Here is a 23,719-nt window from a genome sequence, read left to right as displayed (position 1 = left end):
GAAACGTCCGTCAACGACCCCTCCATCCACTCTGTGGGCTCCGACGGTGCCAGCAACAGGATGGGGCGGACCCATCCGTTCGCCGCCCCCATACATTTACTCTCAGACGTGGGCGGACAACTACATGCGTTATCTCGAAATCGCGGTACCCAAAGGTGCTCGAGGCCCCGTGTTGGACATCCTCGAAGACGAGGGGATCGATTACGTCGTTAGCGACGAGACGAGCGGTCGGGGCTATACCGCCGTCGTTCGTTTTCCGCTGCCGACACGAGCCGTCGAGCACGTCCTCGACCGCCTGAACCGCGCCGGAGTCAGCGATGAAGCACGCGTCGTCGTGGTCGACGCTGAGACCGTCATCTCCCAGCAGTTCGAGGACCTGCTCGAGCAGTACAGTCAGGGTGGCACGAAAGGCGCACAAACCTCGAGGCAGGTACTCCGGACGAAAGCCGACGAACTCACCCCGGTGTTCTCAATCTACGTGACGATGTTGCTCATCAGTGCTGTCGTCGCCACCGTCGGATTGCTCGCAGATTCGCCAGCAGTCGTCGTCGGATCGATGGTCATCGCACCGTTGATCGGCCCCGCGCTCGCGGCGAACGTCGGCATCGTCACCGGTGACGACGACCTCAAGAGAACCGGATTTGTCTATCAGGCAAGCGGCCTCATGATCGTCGTCGCCGCCTCGATCGGCCTCGCCACGCTGGGTCGACTGGCTGGCCTCGAGCCAGGGGGCGTCGATATCGTGGTCGTCGCTGAACTGCAAGAACGGGTCTCCCCAAATCTGCTCTCGCTGGCGGTCGCGCTGGGTGCCGGTGTCGCCGGCATACTGAGTCTAACGCGTGGCTTTTCGGAAGCTATCGTCGGTGTGATGATCGCTGCCGCACTCATTCCACCCGCCGCCGCAGTCGGAATCACGGTCGCCTGGGGTATGTACGGGGCCGCGATGGGTGCAGCGATCCTCGTCGCCGTCAACGTCCTTTCGATCAACCTCGCCGCACTCGCCACCCTCTGGGTCACGGGGTACCGACCACAGGGGCTGTTCGACGTCTCGCCGACCCGCAAGCAAACGTACACATACGCGGCTATCTTTGGGGTCGGACTGGTCATCCTCGCTGCGCCGCTTGCGAGCATCACCGTCCTCGATTTTCAGACGACCCAACTTTCCTCGAGTGCAAACGAAGAGATCGACTCGGCACTCGAGGAAGCCGAATACGAGACCCTCGAGGTCGAATCTGTCGAGGTACGACTCGACGACGACTATCCAATTCGGTCGGTCGATCGGATCGTCGTCACCGCCTCCGGCGATGATCCGGGACAGATACCCGAGTTGACCGACCGCATCCACGACGCGATCACAGACCACACCGACGAAGGGGTCGTCCTCGAGGTCCGGTTCATTATCGCGACCGAGCGGGGTGACGACGTGGATGACGACCTCGAGTATCGGTCACGGACAGTTACGACTGGTAGCCACACCAGTTCTCGTGTGCTCGACACCCCTGCCCAGTGCCACCGTGCGGTGTCGGGCAGCACGTGACAGCCCATCGCCCGCCGGTCCGGTCACGAGGGGGCGTTCGAGTGGGTCAGCGAGTTACAAACTCCTATGGGCGGATTTCGTTACCCCCAGTCCGTGATACCGACTACTCGTGTGCCGGCGAGCTCTCGTCGAATGTCGTTTCGGTCCCAACCGAGAGGGGAAAGGACGCTCTCGACCGCCCGAACGAGTAGCGTCTCGTAGTATGACGGGTCGTACGACTCGGTCTCCTCGTGGACGAGAGCGACACGATCCCGCGAGGATTTCTCGTCATCGACGACCACGTACTCGATATCCTGCCCGGGATGGACCGTGAGTCCCTGCTCGCGGGCACGCTCGAGGGCGGCGACGTTTCGCGTCGACTGGCTGTAGTTCTCGAGCGGTTTCGAGACGCGATTTCGCTCGACGAGTTGGCTCGCGTCCACCCGCCCGGCGTACAACCGGCCGATTTCACGCTCGACCCGATCGACGACGGCTTCCGGTGACCGGGTTTCGTCCAGGATCGCGAGACACTCGCGCTGGACGGTCTCGACGAACGGTGGTGTCGAGCGCTGGCGGGCTTCGATACCCCGAAGTTTGTACTCGTCCGTGCCCGCGACCGAGCCAAAATACTTCGTCAACGCCCCGGTTTCACGCCCACGCTGGGGGACGAACGCGACCCAGTCGTAATGTGCCTCGTACTCGAGTCGAATCCCGACGGATTCGGTAATTTCGCTCGCGAGCGTCTCGAGGTCCCGCCGCTCGGGTTCGTCGATATCCGGGTCCGGCGTGACCCAGATGGAGTCGACGATACCGTGGACGACCCGCCAGCCACCGGCCTCGAGGGTCGTCTTTGCCTCGAGTAGAATGTCGCGGGCGAACGCGTTGATTGCCTCGTGACACTCGATGCGACCGAACTTGGCGTTGTTGAACCCCTGATAGCCGAAGCAGGCGACGAGAATCCACTTCAACGCGCTCGAACGCCCCTCGAGTGCGTCGAGACGGTCCCCGTCGGGTTCCTCGCACTCGCGTTCCCGGCCGATTGCAGCCTTGATGTCGTCGCGGGCGTCGATCAGCGGCTGGAGGACGTCGACGAGGTAGCCTCGCTCGTCACAGATGGCATATTCGAGGCCGGGGACATCGCTTCGCTCGCGGTGACAGGTACACCGGATCACGTCGGGGGAGACGTTTCGCGTACAGATGATGTTCGGGTACAGGCTCGAGAAATCGAGTTCGTGGACGTTCTCGTGCAGACCGACCGCCGGAGCGAAGATGAAGCCGCCGCGGTCGGCCTCGTGGAGCGTCGCCATCGACTTCGGCAACTCGTGTCGCCAGGAGTGCCACGGTACCAGAACGTTCCGGTCGTGGGCCTCACGGATCTGAATCGCGGTGAGGACGTTTCCGATTGAGGCCCAGGCGAGTTCCTGTAGGGGCTTTCTCGAGCGCGAAACGAGGTCTAACACGCCCTCGAGGTTCGTCTCGTGGTAAAAGAACGTGTTCGACTCGTCGATTATCGCCCGCCCGGGAACGTTGTACCGCGCCGGTGAGTGCCCGACCTGCCCGTAACTCGCGTACGTCGAGTTGCCGGCGAGTTGTTGATACGCAATCTCTTCACCCCCTTCCGCCGGCCAGCGAGAAAGCGTAAAGGTCTCGAGACCAGCCGCATCGGCCATTCGATACAGCGTCGGGACGATTTCGGCCGTCGAACAGACGAGGACGTCCGGATCGGTCGCCTCGAGCGCGGACTGGACGGCACCCAGTACCCGTTCGGGCGACCCCGATACCGTCTCGTCGTCGACAGTCAGTTCACGATACGCATCGCCGGTCGTCTCCGGCAGCGGAACGGCCAACTCGAGCGTCGACAGCACGTCTCCAGGCGTCGGATCGGTGTCCGTCTCGAGACAGTAGTGAAACTCTCGTGACAAATCGACGTTGAAAAAGGCGAGGTCACCGACCGGCTCGGTGGCAACCTGCTGCGCCTGGCGAGCCACCGAAGTGACCCGGTCGACGTGGACAACGTCTATCGCGAGGACCGATTCCGGCTCCCGGCGAAAGCCGGGCCGACGAGAGACGCGTTCGGTTCCAGCAACGTCGGGATGGTCCGCAAACACGGCCTCGAGTACGTCGAAATCGGGGTTCTCGTCCGGCGTACGCGGGCCGATGTACAGTCGTGGAGTGTATCCCGTCCGCTCGTTCACGACGGGCCCGTCGCTCGTGGCTTCCCACTCGAGGACCCGGCCGTCGTCGAGAAAGTCGATGGTGAATACCATGGGGCTAGTTCCCGAACGCGTCACGGTCCGAGCCGGCCGTCGATTCCGCCCGGGACTCTGCGGTGGCCTCCACCGCTGCCAGCCCCTCGAGCGCCGCCTCGAGGTCGGCGACACGCTCGGCGTAGGCCTCGAGTTGGTCGTCACACCGGTCGAGTTTGTCCCCGCAGGTCTCGAGTCGGTCTTCGTGCGTCTCGAGGCGTTCCTCGTAGGTGTCGAACCGGCGTTCGTGGGCTGTGAGGTCGTGTTCGAACGCCTCGAGCTGGTCACCGAACGTTTCGATTCGGGACTCCTGCTCGAGGTCGATACTGAACAGGGCCGACAACAGCGGGTCGTGGTGATTGAGCAACCCGCCAGCGTCGGCGTGCTCGAAGGCGTAGCTGAACAGCTGATCGAACAGGGGTTGGTCCTGGCCACGGAGCGCCCGTCGAAAGTCCGCCCAGTTCGATTCGATTACCCGCAGTGCGTCGCGATAGGTCGGGTTGGTTCGCCCCATCGTTATCGACCTCCGGCGCCCGCCGCGCCAGTCCACGCATCGAGCATCGGGTTCGCCGTGAACGTCGCCGACCCGCCATCGCTCGTTCGCGCGACGCCGATACCGTCATCGGGCGTCCCAGCGGTCGGCGTCGGTGTCGACGTGCCCGTTCCCACGCCAACGCGGGCCTCGAGCACCTGTCGCCAATAGGCGATGGTCGTCTGGTAGGTCCTGCCGTCGGCGCTGGGGTAGACGAGCGTCTCGAAGTCTTCGCCCACGAATCGCGGCCCCATCCGAGTTTGCTCACAGCGGATCTGGTAGTCGGCCGCGGTCTCGAGTGGAGCCGAGAATTCGTCGTCCGCAGTGCGGGTGAACAAGACGGGCACGTCGTACCCGTTCGCGTAGGCGACCAACTGGGCGAGCGTCCGGGACTGCAAGGTGTGTGCGTCCTCGCCGCGAAGCGAGTCCTCGCTTCGATACCGGCCATCGAGCGCGGGGACGACGATCAGCGACGGCGTGAGTGGCGCCCCCTCGACAGTTTCGGATGGGGAGTCCCCTCGAGTCCCTTTCGAGTCGGTTTTCGTCGTCTTCGATATCGAAACCCCGGACGACCCACTTCGAGCACCCGGCCGCCCGCGTGCCGACGTTCGAATCGTGCGATTGATCGCCCGACGCAGATCACAGATCGCGCCGTAGTGCTGGTAGGCGGTGAATCCACGGGAAACGTGAATTCGCTCGAGGACTCGGGGACTTGGAGCCAGGCGAGCGAGCGACGTCGTCGTCGCGTGTCCGTCGGTGTCGACCCAGAACGCCGGCCCCTCGTTCGAGAGCAGATGATCGAGCGCGAGCGACTGCAGCGCCGGCACCCCGCGGCCGCCGTCGACGTCCAGGAGTGTGAGCCCTGGCTCGAGCGTCGGCAACAACGGGTCGCCCTCACTCGCGTTCGGACCGTCGACGAGGGTTCGGTTTCGGTCGGCACCTCGAGTCGGCCGGTCAGGCGTCAGTTCGCTTCGTGGTGCGTCTCCATTCGAAATGGGTTGTTTCGACATACACACTGATACGTCCAGTTACCTGATAAGCCGTGGCGTGTCGTTTCCGGATTTCATGGAACGGGTATTTCGTGAGTTCGACACGGCGCAGTCGGTTGGTTTCGCGTTCGAAAATAGCGTTTCCGGAAACGTTTCACGAAAGAGAATTCGATCGAGTTACTCAATAGATGAGAGGTTCCATCAAAGCGTGATAGCCAGGTCGTGTGAGCCAGTGGCGAAGCCTGGAAATTTCGGCCATCGTGATTGCTGCCACGCCAATAGTGGCATGCAGCAAGTTACACTTCCTGACAGTTCATATCCGGCGGCGAAATCGGGTCCGTCTCGCCCCACGAGTGGAACGTCGCGACGAACGACGTCGTCTCGAATTGGACGGGATAGCCCGTCTCCGTGCTGACGTGCCAGGTCCCAGCATCCGGCCCTGGAAGTTCGAAAACGTACACCGGCTTTCCCTCGCGCGTCGTAATTTCCGTCGCTTCGACCGAAGGTGCGTCTGCGCTCGGGTCAGCAACGTCGGGGGCCTGTTGTGTGGCCTCCGGTTCCGCTCGAATTACACACTGGCCGGCGGCGACCTCGTATTTCACCCCGTCGACCTCGTACGCTTCCGCCTCCACTCCCACGTTCATGACAATGTGTGAGTCGCCCTCGTGAACCGTCTGCGTCAGTCCACCGGCTTGGTCACCGGTGAATTCGACATCCATGACGTACGACCCTGTCCAGTTGAGTACCTCACGCATGACGGCGTCAGTCGGCTCGCCCTCGGTCGGGTACGTGTCTCCATTCTCCCCATCGGTTGCCGAATCATCCTCACCGTCTGATCCGTCTCCCCCGCCAGACGAGTCATCTCCGCCGGAAGCCGATTCGTCCTCGTCGGAACCCTGTTCGTCGTCATCGGTGCTCGTTTCGCCGCTATCGTCGCTGGACCCCTCGCTCGAGCACCCCGCGAGTCCGACAAGCACGCCCATACCGCCGAGTGCCAGATACTGGCGTCGTGTCGGTGTGACAGTCATTGATCGTCTTCTCCCTCATCAGTCCGTCTGGCGGCCCAGTACGCGACCCCACCGAGACTGGCAAGCGCTCCAACGACACCGGGGCCAGGAAGCCCATCATCGGCGCCACCATCGCTGGAGCCGGTTCCGGTGAGGCCGTCTGTGCTCGAGTCATCGCCACCCGCACCGTCGTCATCGCCTGTCGATCCCTCACCAGCGTCCGACGGCCTGCTTGCGACTGCCGCCGTTTCGGCCCAGGCCTCGTGATGGCCGTTCGTTCCGAGCATGACTCGAGAGTCGACACTCGAGCCGTCGACGCCTGCGTCGATCGCGTGCACATGGCCCTGCATGCCGTCGGACGTCGTCACGTAGAGCACGCCATCGACGACGATAGGGGCCGTCATATTGGGATACAGGTCGTCCTCGAGTTCCGATTCGGCGAAGTGCCACAATTCGTTTCCATCGGTATCCAGCGCGAACAGACCCGCACCCTGGGTACTGACGAAGACGCTTCCACCGGCGACCGTCGGAGACTGCGGCCATTCTTCGGTGTCGAAGCGCCACTCCTCGTCACCGCTCGCACCGTCGACAGCGTACAGCGTCTCGCTGGTGCTCCCGACGTAGACCACGCCGTCGGCGACCGTTGGAGTGGCTGTGACCGCTCCACCTGCATCGAATCGCCACTCCTCGTCGCCCGTCGATGCATCGACTGCATAGAGGTGACCGTCTTCACTCCCGGCGTACACGATTCCGTCGGCCACCGTCGGTGCTGACTCGCTCGTGTCACCGATGTCGAAGACCCACTCTTCGTCGCCCGACTTGGCGTCGAGTGCGACGAGCATACCCCCTCTTCCGGACGCGTACACCATCCCGTCGACGACGACCGGGGCTTCGCCGAGTTCGTACTCGTCGTAGCTCCACAGGACGTCCCCGGTAAAGAGGTCGACGGCGTGGCAGTAGGGCGGGCCGTCGTGATTGGTCGTGTAGACCGTGCCCTGATAGACCGTCGGGGCGCTGACTCGCGTGTTTGCTGTTCCGCCGACGTCGGTTTCCCAGATACGTTGTGAACGTATCTCTTCTTCCTGGTAATCGTAGGCTTTGAGTTCGTGATTGTTCGGCGCGAAGGTGACGATATCGTTGACGACGCTCGGGGCACGATTCGTCGTCGCGTTCGTGTAGATCGTCTGGGCCTGCTCGCCGCTGGCCGAATCGATGACGTGGATGTGTACACAGGTCGTCCCCGCGTACACCCGCCCGTTGACGACCGTCAGCGGTGCCCCGAAGGTCTCCGGCGGTGGGCTACACTCGAGTTCCGTCTCACCGTAGGTCCAGATGACGTCACCAGCGCTCGTTGCGGCGGCGGCGGTGGTTCCCACACTGGCGACCCCGGTCACTGCGATACCTGCCCCGGCGCTCGCTCGAAGCAGTCGGCGCCGACCCATCGTGTCTGTTCGAGTAGACGCTACTCCGTCTCTGCCGTCAGCCCCATCACGATGGAAGTTTTCGTTCGTCGATCGGTGGTTACGTGTCCGTTTCTGTTCGGGCACCGCGTCAGGTCGTCGTCCCATTACAGAACGCGATTGGTGACAGTCACCTCATGTTATGGGTCAGAACACTGTGTCACGTCGTGGGACAGGTGATCCTCGAGGGGGACTGATTCATCCCGCCAGGTCACGCCCCCTGCTCACACATCAGCCGTGCTCGAACGCCTCGAGTGCCGCGAGTGCGTCATCGACGCTATCCTCCAGATCGCTTTTACGCTGGTAGCCGTCGTCGCCGACGTACGAGCGGTCGGTGTCGCTGACTCCCCACCCCTCCACGGATGCCGCGAGGACGACGTCGTCTCCGTTCTCGACGGTGGCCACGTGAGCGTAGACGACGTTCGGATTGTCGCTCGAGCCGGTCACCCCGGCGAACGTTTCACACGAGGTGTCGCTCGAGCCGACGAACGAAAGGGACGCGGTGGAGACGCGCTCGGGTCCTCGAAGCCAGTTGTCGCCGAGTTCCGCGAAGCCGTACTGGCCGAGGAGCGACCGCGTCTCGGTATCGGTCAGCAGTTCCGAGGGTGACTTTCCGGCGACCGGGTTCAGCGACTGGCCCAGGACGCTCGCGGTCGGTGTCGACAGCCCGCCGATCGTTGGCCCGCCACCACCCTCGAGGTCGGCGGCTGACGCCCAGGTTGCGCTCGCGGCGTCGACGGTATCGGCCTCGAGTGAAGGTGTCGCCGGAAATTCCACGACGTGGCTGGGTTCGAACGAGTCGCCGAACAACTGGCGCATTTCGGAATCCGGTTCGGAGAGTTCGAAGGCGGCTGCCGGATGGGTTCCCAGGGTGAGGCTGGCGAACGGTTGTTTGGATGAATGACCGGTTCCCCAGGTCGATCCAGGGATCCAACTCGAGCCCGGAATCCAGCTTGAACCCGGGATCCAAGTAGAGCCCGGTATCCATGTCGAACCAGGTATCCAACTCGAGCCGGGTATCCATGTGGAACCTGGAATCCAGCTTGAACCCGGAATCCAAGTAGAGCCTGGTATCCAGGTCGATCCCGGAATATGCACTTCTCCCGGAAAGTAGAGGCGCGTATTCGCCACCGGAACCGACGAGCCCGCTTCGAACAGTTCGGCTCGAGGGAGTTCGCTCGAGACTTCCGCCGGGTTTTCGGGGAAAAAGATCGCATCTTCGCCCTCCCTCGAGGACGACGAAACCACGACGCCGGGACGGGTCGGCGTGAACGACTCACCCGGCACCCAGGTTCCGCCGGGAATGTACGGCATCGGCTCGACGCCTTCCTCGTCGTCGACGAACAGCGTCACACCGACCGGGGCTTCCTCGAGACGACCGACGTCTGCCTCCTCGATTGGGAGTTCGACATCAGGGTCGGTTATTTCGAGTCTGCGCTCGAAGACGGCGCTCGTCGGCGTCACGATGAGCGGGGCGTCAATCGTGTCTCCGGCAGTAAACCGTTCGCCAGAATCTAATTCGTCGAGGATGTCCTGGCCCCACGTCCCCCCTGGAATGAAGGCGACATCCAGCTCCGAGGGAGTCGACTCGGTCGCTCCGGTGGACCCGCCCCAGAACGCGTCACTGGAGAACACCGCGCCGTCCATACCGGCGACGAGTTGCGTGTCACCGTCCGAATCGCCGGGTATCTCGAGCGTCGATGCACGCCCCGGTAGCGGGATTTCCACCGTCGGTTCTGACGATCGACGCTCCTCGGCCTCGGCCCCCACAGCGAGATCGCCCTCGAGTGCGCTGCGGTGGAACAGCGCCATCGGGGCGGGCGATCTGGTATCGCCGGGCTGGACGAAGGTGCCACGGCCGACCGCTTCATCGGGAACCAACAGCGCCATCTTGCGGGTGTCGAGCGACTGGTCGCCCTGGATGATCGGCGGCGAGTTTCCGGTGACGATACTGGTTCGTACTCCCGGCGGGCCGAGGGCGAATCCGCCCCCGGTTCCAAAGAGTAACTGTGCAACGGATTCTCCCTGATTCCCACCAGCGCCGTAGAGGGACACGTGACTGGTGACGGTCGCACTCACGGTCTGCCCGGCGACGGACTGTTCCCACTCGTTGGTGACGTCGTCCCGGCTCCGTTCCTCCAGGGAAAGCGATGTGGCGGCTGCGGCGGGGATACGGATCGGCTCCGCCTCGAACTCGTGATCGGTCAGCCTCGAGCACCCCGCCAACCCCGTAAGGAGACCCGCGCCACACAATCCCAGTAGCTGCCGTCGCGTTGGACTCCCGGTCATCGCTCACGACCCCTCGTGAGCGACCGACTGACTCGAGTCGTTCGCTGACTCACCATAGACCCGAAACCGAACCCATCGGCGTTCTCACCGGCTTCCGTGTGCGTTCGAGGATTCCCATAACGCACACACGACCCTTGTTCCATGAACGTCATCGGGGCTGACACACACCTCATGTTACGGGTCGAAACACTGTGTCACCTCGTGGGACGACCCGGCGTATCGTCAGCGAAAAGCGTCGAAAGTACCGATTTTGGCGGTAGCGATCACTCGTCGGGAGCCAACGATTCGTACTGCGTCGCAACTGACTCGGGGGCCTCTGAAAGCACCGCTCGAGCACGCTCGAGGCACGCCTCGCGCCCGTCTTCGTCACTGTCGAACGTCTCCAGCAGTATCGCGACGGTTTCTGCGGCTTCGTGGGACGCACCGATTTCTTCGAACGTGTCCAGCGCCGCCTCGAGGCGCTCTCGAGCGCGGGGGAGGTCACCGGTATCGGCGGCGATTCGTCCCTGAATCTGTGCACATCGAGCGATCCAGTGTGGCGCTCCGAGCGCTTCGAATTCCTCGAGTGCCCCCTCGGCGTGCGAACGAGCCGCATCGAAGCGGCCGGCCGACCGGGCGACTCGAGCACGCCTCACTCGTATCTCGGGCTCCAGGGTACTCTCGATGCCCTCGATTGCGACCGCGGCGGCATCGAGACACTCGGTTGCTCGCTCGAATTCGCCCGCCCGACGCGCGAGTTCGGAACGTCCGATCTGCGCGATGGCAATCGTCGTCAGTTCGCCCTCGTCCGTCGCGAGCGAAAGCGCCCGGTCGAAATAGTCGGCTGCGGCCGACAGATCACCTTGTCGAGTAGCCAGCACGCCGAAATTGTTCAGCGTACCGGCCCGTCGTGCATCACCGTCGAACTGATCGTCGGCGACGAGAAAGTCCTCGAGCAACGCTTCCGCTTGCGAAAATCGCCCCTGCAGGATCGCGATTTCCGCGAGATTACAGACCGTTCTGGCCGCACCTCGTTCGTCACCGAATGACTCTTTGAGCGCCAAACTCCGTTCGTACTGTTCCCACGCACGGTCGTACGCTCCTTGGCGTTTGGCAACCATCCCCAGGTTGTTCAGCGCTCTGGCCTCGTCGTGTTTGTCACCGAGTTCCACACTGTGCTCGAGCCATTCTTCCAGTAGCTCTGTGGCGTGCTCGTACGCCCCTTGACGCATCACCGTCAGCCCGAGCGACCCCAGCGCCCTGACCTCAGTTTGGCGATCGCCGACCTCCCGTACGCGTTCGAGACAGCGTTCGATGAGTTCTCGAGCTGTCTCGTACTCGCCCTTTCGTCTGGCGATGATCCCTAGATTGTAGAGAACCTTCCCCTGTCCGTGTCGGTCACCGAGTACGGTAAACAGTTCGAGCGCGCGTTCGTACCGTTCGCGGGCCGCGTCGTTCTCCCCTTGTACCCAGGGAATCGCCCCGAGGGCGTTGACCGCCTCGGCTTCGACCCGCCTGTCACCGACCTCCTGTGCCAGTTCGAGCGCGGTGTCCAGTCGGTCCCGGGCCCGATCGTGCTGGCCCTGCTTCACGGCCATAAATCCGGAACGGTGGAGTGCTCGAGCCATCAGTTTGGGCGTCTCCGCACGGGAGAGCAGGTCGAGTGCAGCCTGGTATTGCTCCTCGGCGTCCGCGTACTGATTGTGTTTATTTAACGCGGCACCGTACTGGAGATGTGAACGTGCCCTGACCACCCGAGAGTCCGTGAGCGACTCGGCCTTCTCCTCGATCAGTGAGAGACAGTCCTCACAGTGGGCGATCGCTTCTTCGTACTCGCCGCGCTCGGTGTGGACCGTCGACAGGCCGAGCAGTTTCTCGACGGCCTGGTCGGGACGATCAGCACCAACCCGGCCGAATGCCCGTTCTGCCTGGTCGTAGTAGCCACCTGCGAGAAACCCCTCCCCGAGCCAGATTATGCGATCCGAAACGACGGCCGGGGAACAGGCCTCCGGAAGGTCGATGGTGTCGTTTTCCCCATCACCGAACAGCGGCACGAGATTGGACTGCTCCATCGGGAGTCGGAAGATTGCCTCGGCCGTCTCGTCGGCCCACTGCTCCGGACTCAATTCGCCAACGAAGTCCGTCTCCTCACCGATCGCGTTCCAGCGTTCGGCGTCATCAGCGACTGCCAGCAATTCCGTGACGACCCGTCCGAACCGTTTCCCCGCCGATTCGGTGCCTTCTGCCTCGAGAACGTGCGTCAGGAACGCGTTCGACCACTCCTCGTGGACCGTCCGGTACTGACCGTCTACATCCGGGAACAGGTATCGCCCCTCGAGTTGCTCGAGGACCGACGCTCTCGCTTCGGGGCTAGCATCAGGCACACCGGCGGCGAGTACCGTCCTGTCGACACCGAGTCCCGTTACGTTCAGCACGTGCGTGAGCACGCTCATCGAGAGCGCCAGTTCGTCGTCGGCAACGGCTTCGTACTCGGTTGCAACCGTCTCCTCGAGCGCCGTTGGACTATCGGCTAGCGGATCGGCGTAGGTTGCCAACCGGTGAATTAATCGTAACATCTCGTTCGGAGCGGCTCCCCCCGTTCCCGAAGGAGCCTCACGAACTGCAGACCAGAGTTGTGCAGCGGGGACGTCGATGGGTTTCCCGAGCGTTCGTTCGAAGTGGGCGACGAGTTGGTCACACGCGGATTCGTCCATAGGCGGAACGTACACGGTCTCGAGTCCCATCACGCCGGGCAACTGCTCCGTCAACGAGTTCCACTCGTGCTCGCGAGCGTCGAGCAGGACACAGACGTCATCACGGTCAGCAAGGCGCTCGAGAGCCTCGAACACGGTATTTGCATTCGGGCGGACGGCGTCTTCGACGACGACGAGTGACTTCCCATCGGCATCTGTCACTGCTGCAACGAGCGATTCTATCGAGGTAAACGGGCGACCGTGGTCACTTCGACGATACACGACGGGTCCACGGTCAGCTTTGTACCACGCACAGGCCACCTGTTTACAGAGCGTGCTCTTTCCCGAACCCGGCGGCCCGAGAACGATCGCATTCGACCCGTTGAGTAGCGTTTCCGTAATATCCGCTTGAAGGGTCCCATCGTCGGTCCCGGTGTCATCGGAGGGGGGCTGCAACTGCCGAGGGATCGCGTACCCCGTATGCACCTCGGCCAGAGAGAGTCCTGCACGCCAGGCCGTTGTCGGCTTTGCAACCGGTTGATTTTGGAAGTACGAAGCATCGAGTTTCCTAAACCCCTCGCGCTCGAGTGAGACCGGAAGCGACTGGCCGATCATCGGGAATCCCTCGCCACCGGCGACCTGAACCCCGCCGTCAGTGTCTGCGATCAGGTCATCCGTCCGCGCTGTCGCCTGTCGGCGAAACTGTTCGTACTGGTCGCTGGCCCAGGACACTGCACCGGCGGTCTCGTTCACCAGCAATCCGTGAACGCCGCCACTCTCGTTGTGCACGGCGAGGTGAACGGCTGTCTTCACCCCTTCGTCTCCACCGGATTCGTGCTCGAACAATCCGAGCGTGTACGACGGGACCGAACCGACGAAAAGAGTGAAGTGATCGGCCGCTGCGAGCAATGTCATTCGGCGGGGAAACTCGCTTTGCAGGGTTCGGAACACCGCCGGCGTGACCACTAACTCTGCCGGGTTCCCTCGAGTAACCACGTGTTCGTACAACACTCTCATCGTTCGTGACTCCTCGAGCGTCGGCAGGAGGAGGCGGATCGCCGATGCCGCCGTCAACGCCTCGTGCATTCGGTCGGCCGGGAGAAACGGTGTCGGTTCCGCGGTGAGTATGGCATTTGCACCGACAACGACGTCGTGGCTGATATCGGTCGTCGTCGCGATCGGTTCGAGAACGGCGTTGGCCTCGAGCACGTCATCGAGCCGCTCGAGATAGGTGCACAGTTGATCGCGAGCCATTCGACCGGTAACCGTGGCCTCGATTCCATCGTCGCCCCGTCGCACGAACCCGAGTTCAGTGAGTTCCGTAACCGCACGGTGGACCGTCGACCGGGATTGGCCGGTCTCGTCCATAATATCTCTGGTGTGGGCAGGTGATTGACAGAGTCGATCGATCAACTCGAGTCGGGTTAAAAGCGTTCTGACGGCTTCGTTCCGATCATCACCTGGCATTTAGTTAAGAGATGTTCGAACGGTGCGTTCTTATATCTGTTGCAGTGCTGAAATATATATTCCAGAATGTAGCGGTAGTGTGACCAGTCAGTACAGATGGTACTAGTTGACAGGCGAATTATGTGTCAAAGGAAGATGGTCCTCGGGCGACTATCCAACGATACACGGAGTAGGTAGTTGCTGTGACCAACGAGATGACGAGCCCGAGTAACCAGCCAAAGGCCGCGTATCCGAGATACACCGATTCGTAGGGTTCGATAACGTCTTGTGGTGGTTCCGTGGCCCACGGACCAAAGTGCGTGACAACGACTGCGAAGAGTATTCCACCGAGCACAATACTCCAGTAGCCCACTCCGACCCTTTCAGTCATTGTCAAGTACACTCCAGCCACAATAATTGGGTAAATCAGCAGCGTGTACGTGAATACGGTGACTTCTGGGATCAGTGGCCATCCAACGTGGTTTCCTCGAACGATATGATCGAGGTGATGACCGATTCCAAAAACCGTTGCTACTCCGATCAAAAAGTAAAGTCGCGTATCGACACCTATTCGAGAGCTACGTTGCTCGTTCGGAGCGGACATATCGATAGAAGTGGCGACCATATGATAAAATTGGCTATGTTGAATTACTAGAAGAAGCTCATTCCAACTGGCAGGGTTTTGTTTTTGTAGTCAGCAGGGTTTCTTCACCAGTGATAGTTGTTGTACTGTTTCGCACTGAAATCGCCGTCTGAGTCAACCACGTATTCTGACAAAGATATGGTAATTCTACCAATCTGTACTGAACCCACAGCGCGAATGTGTTACGGGTTGATGAGGGATCGGTGATAACTCTGCACATACTTTTATACATCCGACAAGAATTGTGTGTATGAATCGGCGGAAGTTCGTACACGTACTCGGCGGACTCACCGCGACGACCGCGCTTGCAGGCTGTTCGACGCTGGACTCGGCATCCACCGATGGCAACGGGAGTGACGATGCGGTGACTGCAACCGTCGACGGAAAGGAACTATGGATGAGCCATAGGCGAGAGGGCCGCGAACCCGGTTCGACTGCAGTAATCTACTTCGATCCGGATGTCGCGTGGATTGACGAACGATTCGAACGTCGCATCGACGCGAACAACGAGGACATCGAACTCGGGGATTCGCTGGCTGACCTCCCGATTCCAGAGATTGGCGCAGAACTGGACGGCATCAGCACATGGGTCGTGTTCATCCTCGACCTTCACACGCCAGATGAGATTAATGGCATCGAAGAAGTTGACGGCAACGGACATTATCGGTATGGCGCACCAACGGCCTTTTTCGACCGCGTGCCCGTGGGATCAGAACACACCTTCAGAGTCACAACACCCGACGATTACTACGTCGGGGCGGGTGACGGCCTACTCATTGACATCGTAGAATAATACCGCTCTCACAACGAGAAGACCAGCCCAATCGCGACCGAATACGTGAAATTGAGCAGCGTCCCGGCGAGATAGTACGTGGTATTGCCACTCGAGATATCCTCCTTCCGAACGAACGACTTGGCGGCGAAGATGATGCTCAGTGCGGTGTATGCTCCCTGCAGAACGAAGGTCAACACCAGGACGTTTTCCATTTTGCCGATGAGCCAGCCCGTATCCTGGTCGACATCGGTGTCGCTCGTCAGCTGCTCGCCAGTAAAAAGCGACAGGCCGCCGTTCACCACGATGGTACTGGTTCCCAGCAGTATTCCGTAGGCGGCGAGTTCCGCCGCTGGAACGGCCCCATCCGGGAACTGCGCAATCGGAACGACGTGGACGCCGAGAAAAATCAGGCCGAGGCCCAGAACCGCTAGATCCGTCTTGATGAACGACCCAGTCGTCGAAAACTCATTCCCCATAGATGACTGGGAGTACATCCAGGAGATGATCTCTTAATCGTTTCGTTTGGAAATAATCGATCTGATGGAGGGATTTCGAAACCGCTTGCTGGCGAACCCCGAGTTCTGACGCGGCCGCCGCTTGCGTTCCGTGGCGTTCGTAGGCACGAACGACGTCCGCCTGTCGTGGTGTCCAACCCGCCCGCTGTAACAACAACAGGTTCATGCTGACCGCGAGCAGGGTGTCGACCGGCCGTCCAGTGTCGACGTAACAGTAGAGGTCGTCGGCTTCGACGGCAGCGAGAAGCCTATCAGCGCGGTGAAACGCCTCCCCATCCAGTTGGTGGATTGCGTTCGACGGTTCGACGTCGATCTGCCCGGCGGCAACGGCGAACCGAACCATCGTCGGGTGACATGCCTCGATAATCGTCGCAATGAGTTCGTACACCCTCGAGAGGTCCGTGAGCACGCCCCCGAACTCGTCGATACCTTTGAGCAACTCGAAATCCGTGTGGATGTCCGCGCTGAACTCGTCGTTCACCCGCTCGAGAGACGCCGAGAGAGCCGTTCGGAACTCGGATCGCTCCTCGATCGCAGACGAGTCGATCACGTCCGCGAGGATGACGTACCGTTCCGTCCCGTTCGAAGTGGCCATACAGTCGTGGTACGTTCTACAACCATATATGGTTGTACTATTCGAATACAACCCTTTTTGGTTGTATTTTCGTGGGACTGCGTCGCGTTAGGTGTGTAAACTCGAGGCCCCAATCGAAAAAGAACCGATCCGTACGAGGGCCACCCGATACCCCCCGTGCAACCCATTGCAGCATCTGCACAGGTGTCACCGGTTGCCGAGAAGTCAGCAGATGGCTATTTCACCCGCAGAGTTGTCGATACGATAACGCTTGGTAACAGGAGGCATAGTTCCGAGCGGCCAGATCCGTTCTTGGAAACGAAAACTGCGAGAAAAACCATGGCAACAACACCAGCAGACACCGACGCGGAGATCGAACAGCTCGAGGGAACGCTCCGAGGCGAACTGATACACGCCGACGAACCGGCGTTTGACGACGCCCGAACGATATACAATGCGATGATCGACAAGCACCCGCAACTAATTGCTCGGTGTGCGAACGTCGCGGACGTCATCGAGGCAGTCACCTTTGGCCGTGAACACGGTCTCGAAACGGCAATCTGCAGTGGTGGCCACAACGGTGCCGGGTTGGGAATGGTCGATGACGGCCTGGTCATCGATCTGTCGGAGATGACCGGCATCCGCGTCGATCCCGACGCGAGGACCGCGACCGTCGAAGCCGGTAGTACCTGGGGCGACGTGGATCACGCGACACATCAGTTCGGGCTCGCGACGGTTAGCGGAGTCATCTCTACGACCGGTGTCGCCGGGCTGACCCTCGGCGGCGGCCACGGTTATCTGACTCGTAAGTACGGACTCTCGATTGACAACTTGTTGGGCGCAGACATCGTCCTGGCTGACGGCCGACTGGTACACGCGAGCGAAGACGAAAACCCCGACCTGTTCTGGGCGCTGCGCGGGGGTGGCGGCAACTTCGGTGTGGTCACTTCCTTCGATTTCCAGTTACATCCAGTGGAGACAGTGGTTGCCGGACCGTTGTTCTGGCCCCTTGACGAACTCGAAACCACGATGCGCTGGTACCGAGACTGGCTGACCGAGGCCCCCGAGGACGTCTACGCCTTCTATCTGATCGCCGAGGTTCCGGGCGACCCGTTCCCACCGGAAATTCACGGCGAAAAGGTCTGTGGACTCATGTGGTGCTATCTCGGCCCGGAAGAGGAGTTCGATAACGTGATCCAACCGGCGCGCGATATCGCCGACCCACTATTCGAACACGTCGACCCCATGCCGTACCCGGCACTGCAGAGTATGTTCGACGACCTCTACCCGTCGGGCGATCAGTGGTACTGGAAGGGCGACCTCGTGGAAACGCTGACCGACGAAGCCATCGCCGAACACGAGCGCTTCGCCGCGGTTCCGACACCAAAATCGACGATGCACCTGTATCCCGTCGACGGAGCCGTCGACCGCGTGGACGACGACGAGACCGCCTGGGCACACCGCGACGCCACCTGGTCGATGGTCATCGCCGGCGTCGACCCAGATCCGTACAAGCGCGACCGTATCACCAACTGGGCCCGTGACTACTGGGAAGCGGTCCACCCGCACACGGTCGGCGGTTCGTACATCAACTTCATGATGGAAGAAGGGGACGAACGGATCCAGGCTTCCTACGGCGACAACTACGAACGGCTACAGGAGGTCAAGGCGACGTACGACCCCGACAACTTCTTCCACGTGAATCAAAACATCGAGCCGGCACCATGAGCTATTTCGGAAACGATCACCCCATCCCCACCGGTGTCAGGAGCCGTCGGCCATCCGTGAACCTTGCTGCCGTGATCACGGCGTTTCGTTCGGGCGATCCCGTGTTGATTCACGACGACGCAGACCGAGAGGGCGAAACGGATCTCGTCTATCCGGCGCGGGAGGTCACCCCAGACAGCGTCAGGCGGCTTCGCAACGACGCCGGTGGTCTGATCTGCGTCGCCCTAGCCGACCGCGTGGCTCGAGCCTGGGACCTCCCCTTTCTCCAGGAGACACTGACCCATCCTGCGACGACGAACCACAGACTCGAGTACGACGAGCGCTCGTCGTTCTCGCTCACCGTGAATCACCGAGATACCTACACGGGGATTACCGACGAGGACCGAGCGCTCACCATCGCCACCATCGGAGCGGCCGCGGAGAGTCCCAAAGCGATCGACTTCTCGACGACGTTTCGCACGCCCGGCCACGTTCACCTGCTGCGTGCAGCGCCGGACTTACTGTCCGACCGGCAGGGACATACCGAACTTGGCATCACGTTGGCAGAGATTGCGGAGCTACCGCCGGCTGTGGTAGTCAGTGAGATGCTCGACGACGAAACGGGGCGAGCGCTTGCGCCGTCAGCCGCGAAGGCGTACGCCGCTCGAAACGATCTCCACTACGTGGACGGCGAGCACCTCATCGAGGGACTCGGCTAACAAGTAGATCCATGGTCACTGAACATCCACGAACGAACCGTCACGACGAGATCGAGACCATCGTGAAAGCGAAGGACGGCGGCGTAACGGAGACGCGAGACGAAGCGGATAAATACACCGTTGTCGGCGCTGCCCAGCGACGTACCTTTGCAAACTGGGTGACACCCATCGAGGAACACTTCGTCTGTCATCGAAACGATATTCCGGCTATCGAGTCCGATGAGTGGACCGTGACCCTCACCGGGCACGCCGAGGAGGACCTCACGATGGCCGACATCAAAACCAAGTATCCGACGGTGGCGGTCGCCCACACGATGGAGTGTGCGGGGAACGGTCGTGGCCAGCACCGACCCGAGACGGGGAGCGTGCAGTGGGGATTCGAAGCCGCGGCTACGGCCGTCTGGACCGGCGTGCCGATCAGTTCGATACTCCGCAAACACAGCATCGACTCGCCCGAGAACAGGTGGCTCACCACAATTGGAGGTGACCCGTCTGACGAAGAGGACGTGTTCGCACGCTCGATTCCGCTGACGAAAGCGCTGGACGACTGTATCCTGGCGTACGAAATGAACGGCGAACCGCTCCCGAGAGAACACGGCTATCCGGTGCGACTGATCGTTCCCGGCTGGTACGGCGTCAACAACGTAAAATGGGTCGAAGAGCTCATGATCACGGATTCGATGGTGACCGAGGGGTCCCTCGACCGCCCCGGCGAACACGCCTACTGGCAACAGGTCGCCTACCGGCTTCACCCCAAAGGGGTCAAACCGGAACCACTCGAGAACATCGACACGGTCGATACGTGGGAGCAACTCGAGGACGCAGTCGAGCATCCGTACACCTTCGACGCGAACGTGATGTCGATAATCGGCGTACCCGATGGGGCGTCGCCCGTCACCCCGCGAACGGATGGCACGCTCGAAGTGCGGGGTGTCGCGTGGGCGGGTGATGATGCCATCGAGCGCGTTGAGATCTCGGTCGACGGTGGCGAGACCTGGGTCGACGCCGAGTTGTTCGGACCCGAGTACGCCGGTGCGTGGCGATTGTTCCGCTACGACTGGGCGCCCGAGGCGGGACAGCACGTCCTACTGTCGCGGGCGACTGACGAACTGAATCGACGGCAGCCGCGGACGATTTCCAATCCGGACGTCTGGCGTGATGCACTCGAGCGCGACGAGTTCCCCTGGAACGAGGGTGGGTACGCCGCGAACGCCGTCGAGCCAAACGCTGTGGAGATCACGGTTCTCGAGAGAGAAGAACCGACCCCATCCGGGTGAATAGTATACGAACGAACTTCGTAGCTACCCTATTGTGCACTCACTATTTAAACCGGTATACGGAAGGCACGTCTCGAGAGAGAGATAATGACTGTCGAAGATCGGGCACGTCGTTTTCCCGGCAGCGGCCTCATCAAAACGGCGACGAATCGTTCGCCTCGAGAACCGAATACACTCGGTCTCGGCTCGTTCCGTCGCTCTCGAGGAGGTTGTACTGCTCCATCTTCGAGAGGTACGTCCGGACCGTCCGGTGCGTTCGTGGGTCCTCGACGTGCTCGGCGTATCGGGCGTGAATGTCGTTCGGGCTCAACGGCCCGTGGTCGCGAACGACGTCGTAGACGGCTCGCTGGTGTGGAGTCAGCGCCTCGAGACTTTTTTGTTTGATCCTTGCGCGAGCGTCGGTCGCCGCCTCGAGCAGGATATCGTCCGTAATCCGCTCGCACTGCTCCCGGTCGGCCTTGCCCGCTGCAGTCCGGAGGATGCCGATCGCCAGACGAGCATCGCCCGCAGCCGCGTCGGCGATCCGGTATACCTGGTCGTCCGTAATAACGTCCGGTTCGAGACCCCACGTTACGCGGGCATCGAGAATGTCGAACAGCTGGTCGTTGTGATAGCGCTCCATGCGTACGTGTTCGCTCGAGCGCAGGCGGCTTACCAGCCGGTCGTCGACGCGACTGAACAGCGTCTCCTCCTCGTTGGCGATGCAGATGAGGGCAAACTGCGAGAGCGTGTGCAGGTCATAGAGGATGCTCGGGTCCTCGAGCTGGTCGACCTCGTCGAGGATGATGACTCGTCGCGCTCCGTCGAACTGCTGGAGTCGATCGACGAGTTCGTCGTGCGGTGTCGACTGGCGATGGACGTCGACGCTCTGGCCGAGGTCGTCGAGAATCTGATACAGCGTCCGAAAGCGGGTGTAGTTGCGCCAGCAGTTGACGTAGGTGGCTTCGACGTCGAGGCGTTCCTCGCGCAGCCGTTCGGTGACGAACTGAGACACACAGGTTTTACCGACGCCACTCGGCCCGGTCACGAGCGCTGTCTCCGCCGGCTCGCCGTCGGTCAACGGCTCGAGGACGGCCGAGAGGTGGTTCACCTCGGCGTCGCGATGCTCGACTTCTCGAGGGACGAACCCGGCACGGAGGACGCGAGCATCGCGGATCATCGAGTTATCGAGACTTTGCGTTGGAATCCCCATAAGCGTGACTGGGTCGTTTCCGGAAAGAATCGACTCGAGAAATGGTTTCGAGGACATGAAGCGGTTTAACCGGCATATTTCGCTGTTTCAGTTGTTTCGTCCACAGACGTTTCCGGAAACGGGTTGTGCAGATTCCACTCGAGATGATGACAATTCCTGCTGACGAGGTGCTCGAGACTATTTATAGGAATTATCGTAGCTGCCTCGAGATAGTTGATCCCCGCCGTGGGCAGTGTGTCCCGATTCTTCATCGGCTACACTCCTACGTTAACTTCTATCACTACCTGCCATTCGACCACTATCACTACCATCACCCGACCATGGACTGTATGCTATATACAGGTACGCAGCATCACTGTTAGACAGAGTCACACAATGGGTACCGCTGATGCGAAAACCTCACGGGCGGAATGGGGAACCCGATTCGGGTTCCTGATGGCAATGATCGGCGCTATGGTCGGCGCAGGAAACATCTGGCGGTTTCCGTACGTCATGGGGGAAAACGGCGGCGGTGCGTTCGTCCTCGCGTTCCTCGTGTTGTTGTTCTTACTGGCAGTCCCGGGGCTCATGGCGGAAGTCGCCCTGGGTCGGTATACGAACAAAGGCGTCATCGGGGCGTTTCGGGACGTGCTCGGGCCTGGCGGCTTCGTCGGTCTCGGTGTCGTCGTCTTGCTCGTCAACATCGCGTTGATGTCCTATTACTCGCCGGTGATCGGATGGACGCTGTACTACGCCGTGCACTCGCTGCTGTTTACGTTCACGTCGACCGGCTTCGAAGCCGGGCCGTTCATGAGCGACCTCTTCGCCAATTCGGCGCTGATGATCGGATTACACACGGTCGTCATGGCATCGATCGCCGGAATCCTCATTCTCGGTATCAGACGCGGTGTCGAGCGAATTGTCATCTTCGCCGTGCCAGCGCTCGTGCTCGCACTGGTCGTGATGATGGTTCGCGGACTGACGCTAGATGGCGCAACCGAGGGAATCGCCTTCGCCTTCGGCGTCGACTGGGAGTACCTCTTCTATAGCGAGACGTGGATCACGGCGCTCGGTCAGGCACTGTTCTCGACCGGGCTCGGCTGGGGTATCGCCCTCACGGTCGGGAGCTATCTCCGCGAGTACGACGACGTCCCACTCGGCGGTGGCGTCTTCACCGCTATCGGCGAGTCGAGTATCGGGATCCTGGCCGCCCTCGCCATCTTCCCTATCGTCTTCGCCGTGGGTGCGGACCCCGATGCCGGTGCCGGACTCGCGTTCATTTCGCTCGCCCAGGTCTTCACGGAGATTCCGCTCGGCGGCCTCGTCGCCATCGTGTTCTTCGTGGGCTTTTTCCTCGCGACGTTCACCTCTGGGCTGTTGATTACCGAAGTGAGCGTCACGACGCTTGCCGAGGAAACCCGATTCGATCGAACGCAGACCGTTCTGGGCGTCTGTGGGCTTATCTGGCTCCTCGGACTGCCGAGTGCGTACTCCGCAGACATCCTCGATTACCTCGACTTCGTCTTCGGGAACTGGGGACTGCCCCTCGCGACACTCGCAATCATCGGAGTCATCGGCTGGGTTGTCGGGCCAGAGCGCATCCGACTGCTCGCCGTCAACAAAAACGCCGGCATCTACGTCGGTAAGTGGTGGGACCCCGTCATCAAGTACGTGATCCCCGCCGTGATGATTTTCATCATGGCCTACTTCGCCTACGAGCAGTGGGGCACCCAGGAGATGATCGGCGGGATGATCGTCCTCGCGACGTTCCCCGTCATCGGCTACGTCATCATGTCCATCGTCGACAACGGCCGGCAACCACCGGAGACAGCAGGCGTCCCCGGAGGTGATGACTGATGGCGCTCACACCTGCTGTCATCGCGATGCTGGTGTTCACCCTCGCAGCGTTCTGGGGCATCGCCACCTGGTCACTCGTCAGAACCCTCCGTCAGGAGGACCGAAAAGCCGCGATGCTCGAGGACCAGGACCGAGTCGACACCTACTCGCCCAAAGCCCTGGCCGACCTTCGAGCGTGGATCGAGGCGAACCCGGACGACCCACTTGTCGATCAAGCCCGTGAGTCGTACAACGAGTGTGTCGAGGTCCTCGAGTCGACCGACCAGCACTTCTACGACTGGAGCGAGTCAGAAATTCGGTCGCTCGAGCGCCTCTAACCGAGGC

General features: G+C 61.3%; 17 protein-coding genes and 1 pseudogene. 7 read left to right on the top strand and 11 right to left on the bottom strand.

Features of this window, described 5'->3' with window-relative positions; translation table 11 throughout:
- The first annotated feature begins 124 nt into the window (after positions 1–124).
- Positions 125–1,537, top strand: a complete 1,413-nt coding sequence (locus NLK60_RS18775) for a TIGR00341 family protein (protein ID WP_254810808.1) — start codon at positions 125–127, stop codon at positions 1,535–1,537.
- Between the two features lie 80 nt (positions 1,538–1,617).
- Here the strand turns inward: NLK60_RS18775 and NLK60_RS18770 are convergent, their stop codons facing one another.
- From NLK60_RS18770 to NLK60_RS18735, 8 genes and pseudogenes are all read right to left on the bottom strand, one after another.
- Positions 1,618–3,783 (bottom strand): type B DNA-directed DNA polymerase, encoded by a 2,166-nt coding sequence (locus NLK60_RS18770; protein ID WP_254810807.1) that lies wholly within the window; start codon positions 3,781–3,783, stop codon positions 1,618–1,620.
- 223 nt (positions 3,784–4,006) lie between these two features.
- Positions 4,007–4,276: pseudogene (locus NLK60_RS18765) on the bottom strand (DUF8156 family protein); the annotation flags it as partial.
- Between the two features lie 2 nt (positions 4,277–4,278).
- Positions 4,279–5,304: a hypothetical protein gene (locus NLK60_RS18760; protein ID WP_254810806.1), complete on the bottom strand. Its 1,026-nt coding sequence runs from the start codon at positions 5,302–5,304 to the stop codon at positions 4,279–4,281.
- 275 nt (positions 5,305–5,579) lie between these two features.
- Entirely contained in the window at positions 5,580–6,311 is a 732-nt protein-coding gene (locus tag NLK60_RS18755; RefSeq protein WP_254810805.1) for a hypothetical protein, read from the bottom strand.
- Positions 6,308–7,858: an outer membrane protein assembly factor BamB family protein gene (locus tag NLK60_RS18750; protein WP_254810804.1), complete on the bottom strand. Its 1,551-nt coding sequence runs from the start codon at positions 7,856–7,858 to the stop codon at positions 6,308–6,310. The genes NLK60_RS18755 and NLK60_RS18750 overlap by 4 nt, the downstream gene beginning before the upstream one ends.
- Before the next feature lie 123 nt (positions 7,859–7,981).
- Positions 7,982–10,039 (bottom strand): DUF6517 family protein, encoded by a 2,058-nt coding sequence (locus NLK60_RS18745; RefSeq protein WP_254810803.1) that lies wholly within the window; start codon positions 10,037–10,039, stop codon positions 7,982–7,984.
- 263 nt (positions 10,040–10,302) lie between these two features.
- Positions 10,303–14,178 carry a tetratricopeptide repeat protein gene (locus NLK60_RS18740; protein WP_254810802.1) on the bottom strand — a complete coding sequence of 1,292 codons (3,876 nt, stop codon included), beginning with the start codon at positions 14,176–14,178 and terminating at the stop codon, positions 10,303–10,305.
- Positions 14,179–14,296: 118 nt separating this feature from the next.
- Positions 14,297–14,548 (bottom strand): hypothetical protein, encoded by a 252-nt coding sequence (locus NLK60_RS18735; RefSeq protein WP_254810801.1) that lies wholly within the window; start codon positions 14,546–14,548, stop codon positions 14,297–14,299.
- Between the two features lie 502 nt (positions 14,549–15,050).
- On the opposite strand from NLK60_RS18735, the gene NLK60_RS18730 reads away from it, so the two are divergent.
- Positions 15,051–15,593: a hypothetical protein gene (locus NLK60_RS18730; RefSeq protein ID WP_254810800.1), complete on the top strand. Its 543-nt coding sequence runs from the start codon at positions 15,051–15,053 to the stop codon at positions 15,591–15,593.
- A gap of 8 nt (positions 15,594–15,601) precedes the next feature.
- On the opposite strand, the gene NLK60_RS18725 is transcribed toward NLK60_RS18730, so the two are convergent.
- Positions 15,602–16,051 (bottom strand): hypothetical protein, encoded by a 450-nt coding sequence (locus tag NLK60_RS18725; protein ID WP_254810799.1) that lies wholly within the window; start codon positions 16,049–16,051, stop codon positions 15,602–15,604.
- On the bottom strand, positions 16,041–16,685 hold the full coding sequence (locus NLK60_RS18720; RefSeq protein WP_254810798.1) for a SatD family protein: 645 nt from the start codon (positions 16,683–16,685) through the stop codon (positions 16,041–16,043). Before NLK60_RS18720 ends, NLK60_RS18725 begins: the two co-directional genes overlap by 11 nt.
- Before the next feature lie 318 nt (positions 16,686–17,003).
- On the opposite strand from NLK60_RS18720, the gene NLK60_RS18715 reads away from it, so the two are divergent.
- The 3 genes from NLK60_RS18715 to NLK60_RS18705 are packed head-to-tail and all read left to right on the top strand — an operon-like array spanning position 17,004 to position 20,367.
- Positions 17,004–18,392, top strand: a complete 1,389-nt coding sequence (locus tag NLK60_RS18715) for an FAD-binding oxidoreductase (RefSeq protein WP_254810797.1) — start codon at positions 17,004–17,006, stop codon at positions 18,390–18,392.
- Positions 18,389–19,090: a 3,4-dihydroxy-2-butanone-4-phosphate synthase gene (gene ribB / locus NLK60_RS18710; RefSeq protein ID WP_425499093.1), complete on the top strand. Its 702-nt coding sequence runs from the start codon at positions 18,389–18,391 to the stop codon at positions 19,088–19,090. Before NLK60_RS18715 ends, ribB begins: the two co-directional genes overlap by 4 nt.
- An 11-nt stretch (positions 19,091–19,101) precedes the next feature.
- Entirely contained in the window at positions 19,102–20,367 is a 1,266-nt protein-coding gene (locus NLK60_RS18705) for a sulfite oxidase (RefSeq protein ID WP_254810795.1), read from the top strand.
- A gap of 133 nt (positions 20,368–20,500) precedes the next feature.
- Here the strand turns inward: NLK60_RS18705 and NLK60_RS18700 are convergent, their stop codons facing one another.
- Complete coding sequence (locus NLK60_RS18700) at positions 20,501–21,526, bottom strand: Cdc6/Cdc18 family protein (protein WP_254811108.1); 1,026 nt, start codon at positions 21,524–21,526, stop codon at positions 20,501–20,503.
- Positions 21,527–21,934: 408 nt separating this feature from the next.
- Here NLK60_RS18700 and NLK60_RS18695 point away from each other — a divergent pair, with 408 nt between their 5' ends.
- Both NLK60_RS18695 and NLK60_RS18690 read left to right on the top strand, forming a co-directional pair.
- On the top strand, positions 21,935–23,395 hold the full coding sequence (locus tag NLK60_RS18695) for a sodium-dependent transporter (protein ID WP_256530405.1): 1,461 nt from the start codon (positions 21,935–21,937) through the stop codon (positions 23,393–23,395).
- Entirely contained in the window at positions 23,395–23,712 is a 318-nt protein-coding gene (locus tag NLK60_RS18690; protein ID WP_254811100.1) for a DUF8026 family protein, read from the top strand. Before NLK60_RS18695 ends, NLK60_RS18690 begins: the two co-directional genes overlap by 1 nt.
- Positions 23,713–23,719: the final 7 nt, after the last annotated feature.

This window comes from Natronosalvus amylolyticus, assembly GCF_024298845.1.
Classification (GTDB): Archaea; Halobacteriota; Halobacteria; order Halobacteriales; family Natrialbaceae; genus Natronosalvus; species Natronosalvus amylolyticus.
Note: the sequence above shows the minus strand (reverse complement) of the source record. Positions and strands in the feature narration are given on the sequence as shown.

What these genes read in the sequence shown, in the direction of transcription:
- NLK60_RS18775 (WP_254810808.1), top strand. Translation starts at nt 125, where the DNA reads ATGCGTTATCTCGAAATCGCGGTACCCAAAGGTGCTCGAGGCCCCGTG.
- NLK60_RS18770 (WP_254810807.1), bottom strand. Translation starts at nt 3,783, where the DNA reads ATGGTATTCACCATCGACTTTCTCGACGACGGCCGGGTCCTCGAGTGG.
- NLK60_RS18760 (WP_254810806.1), bottom strand. Translation starts at nt 5,304, where the DNA reads ATGTCGAAACAACCCATTTCGAATGGAGACGCACCACGAAGCGAACTG.
- NLK60_RS18755 (WP_254810805.1), bottom strand. Translation starts at nt 6,311, where the DNA reads ATGACTGTCACACCGACACGACGCCAGTATCTGGCACTCGGCGGTATG.
- NLK60_RS18750 (WP_254810804.1), bottom strand. Translation starts at nt 7,858, where the DNA reads ATGGGACGACGACCTGACGCGGTGCCCGAACAGAAACGGACACGTAAC.
- NLK60_RS18745 (WP_254810803.1), bottom strand. Translation starts at nt 10,039, where the DNA reads ATGACCGGGAGTCCAACGCGACGGCAGCTACTGGGATTGTGTGGCGCG.
- NLK60_RS18740 (WP_254810802.1), bottom strand. Translation starts at nt 14,178, where the DNA reads ATGCCAGGTGATGATCGGAACGAAGCCGTCAGAACGCTTTTAACCCGA.
- NLK60_RS18735 (WP_254810801.1), bottom strand. Translation starts at nt 14,548, where the DNA reads ATGACTGAAAGGGTCGGAGTGGGCTACTGGAGTATTGTGCTCGGTGGA.
- NLK60_RS18730 (WP_254810800.1), top strand. Translation starts at nt 15,051, where the DNA reads ATGAATCGGCGGAAGTTCGTACACGTACTCGGCGGACTCACCGCGACG.
- NLK60_RS18725 (WP_254810799.1), bottom strand. Translation starts at nt 16,051, where the DNA reads ATGGGGAATGAGTTTTCGACGACTGGGTCGTTCATCAAGACGGATCTA.
- NLK60_RS18720 (WP_254810798.1), bottom strand. Translation starts at nt 16,685, where the DNA reads ATGGCCACTTCGAACGGGACGGAACGGTACGTCATCCTCGCGGACGTG.
- NLK60_RS18715 (WP_254810797.1), top strand. Translation starts at nt 17,004, where the DNA reads ATGGCAACAACACCAGCAGACACCGACGCGGAGATCGAACAGCTCGAG.
- ribB (WP_425499093.1), top strand. Translation starts at nt 18,389, where the DNA reads ATGAGCTATTTCGGAAACGATCACCCCATCCCCACCGGTGTCAGGAGC.
- NLK60_RS18705 (WP_254810795.1), top strand. Translation starts at nt 19,102, where the DNA reads ATGGTCACTGAACATCCACGAACGAACCGTCACGACGAGATCGAGACC.
- NLK60_RS18700 (WP_254811108.1), bottom strand. Translation starts at nt 21,526, where the DNA reads ATGATCCGCGATGCTCGCGTCCTCCGTGCCGGGTTCGTCCCTCGAGAA.
- NLK60_RS18695 (WP_256530405.1), top strand. Translation starts at nt 21,935, where the DNA reads ATGGGTACCGCTGATGCGAAAACCTCACGGGCGGAATGGGGAACCCGA.
- NLK60_RS18690 (WP_254811100.1), top strand. Translation starts at nt 23,395, where the DNA reads ATGGCGCTCACACCTGCTGTCATCGCGATGCTGGTGTTCACCCTCGCA.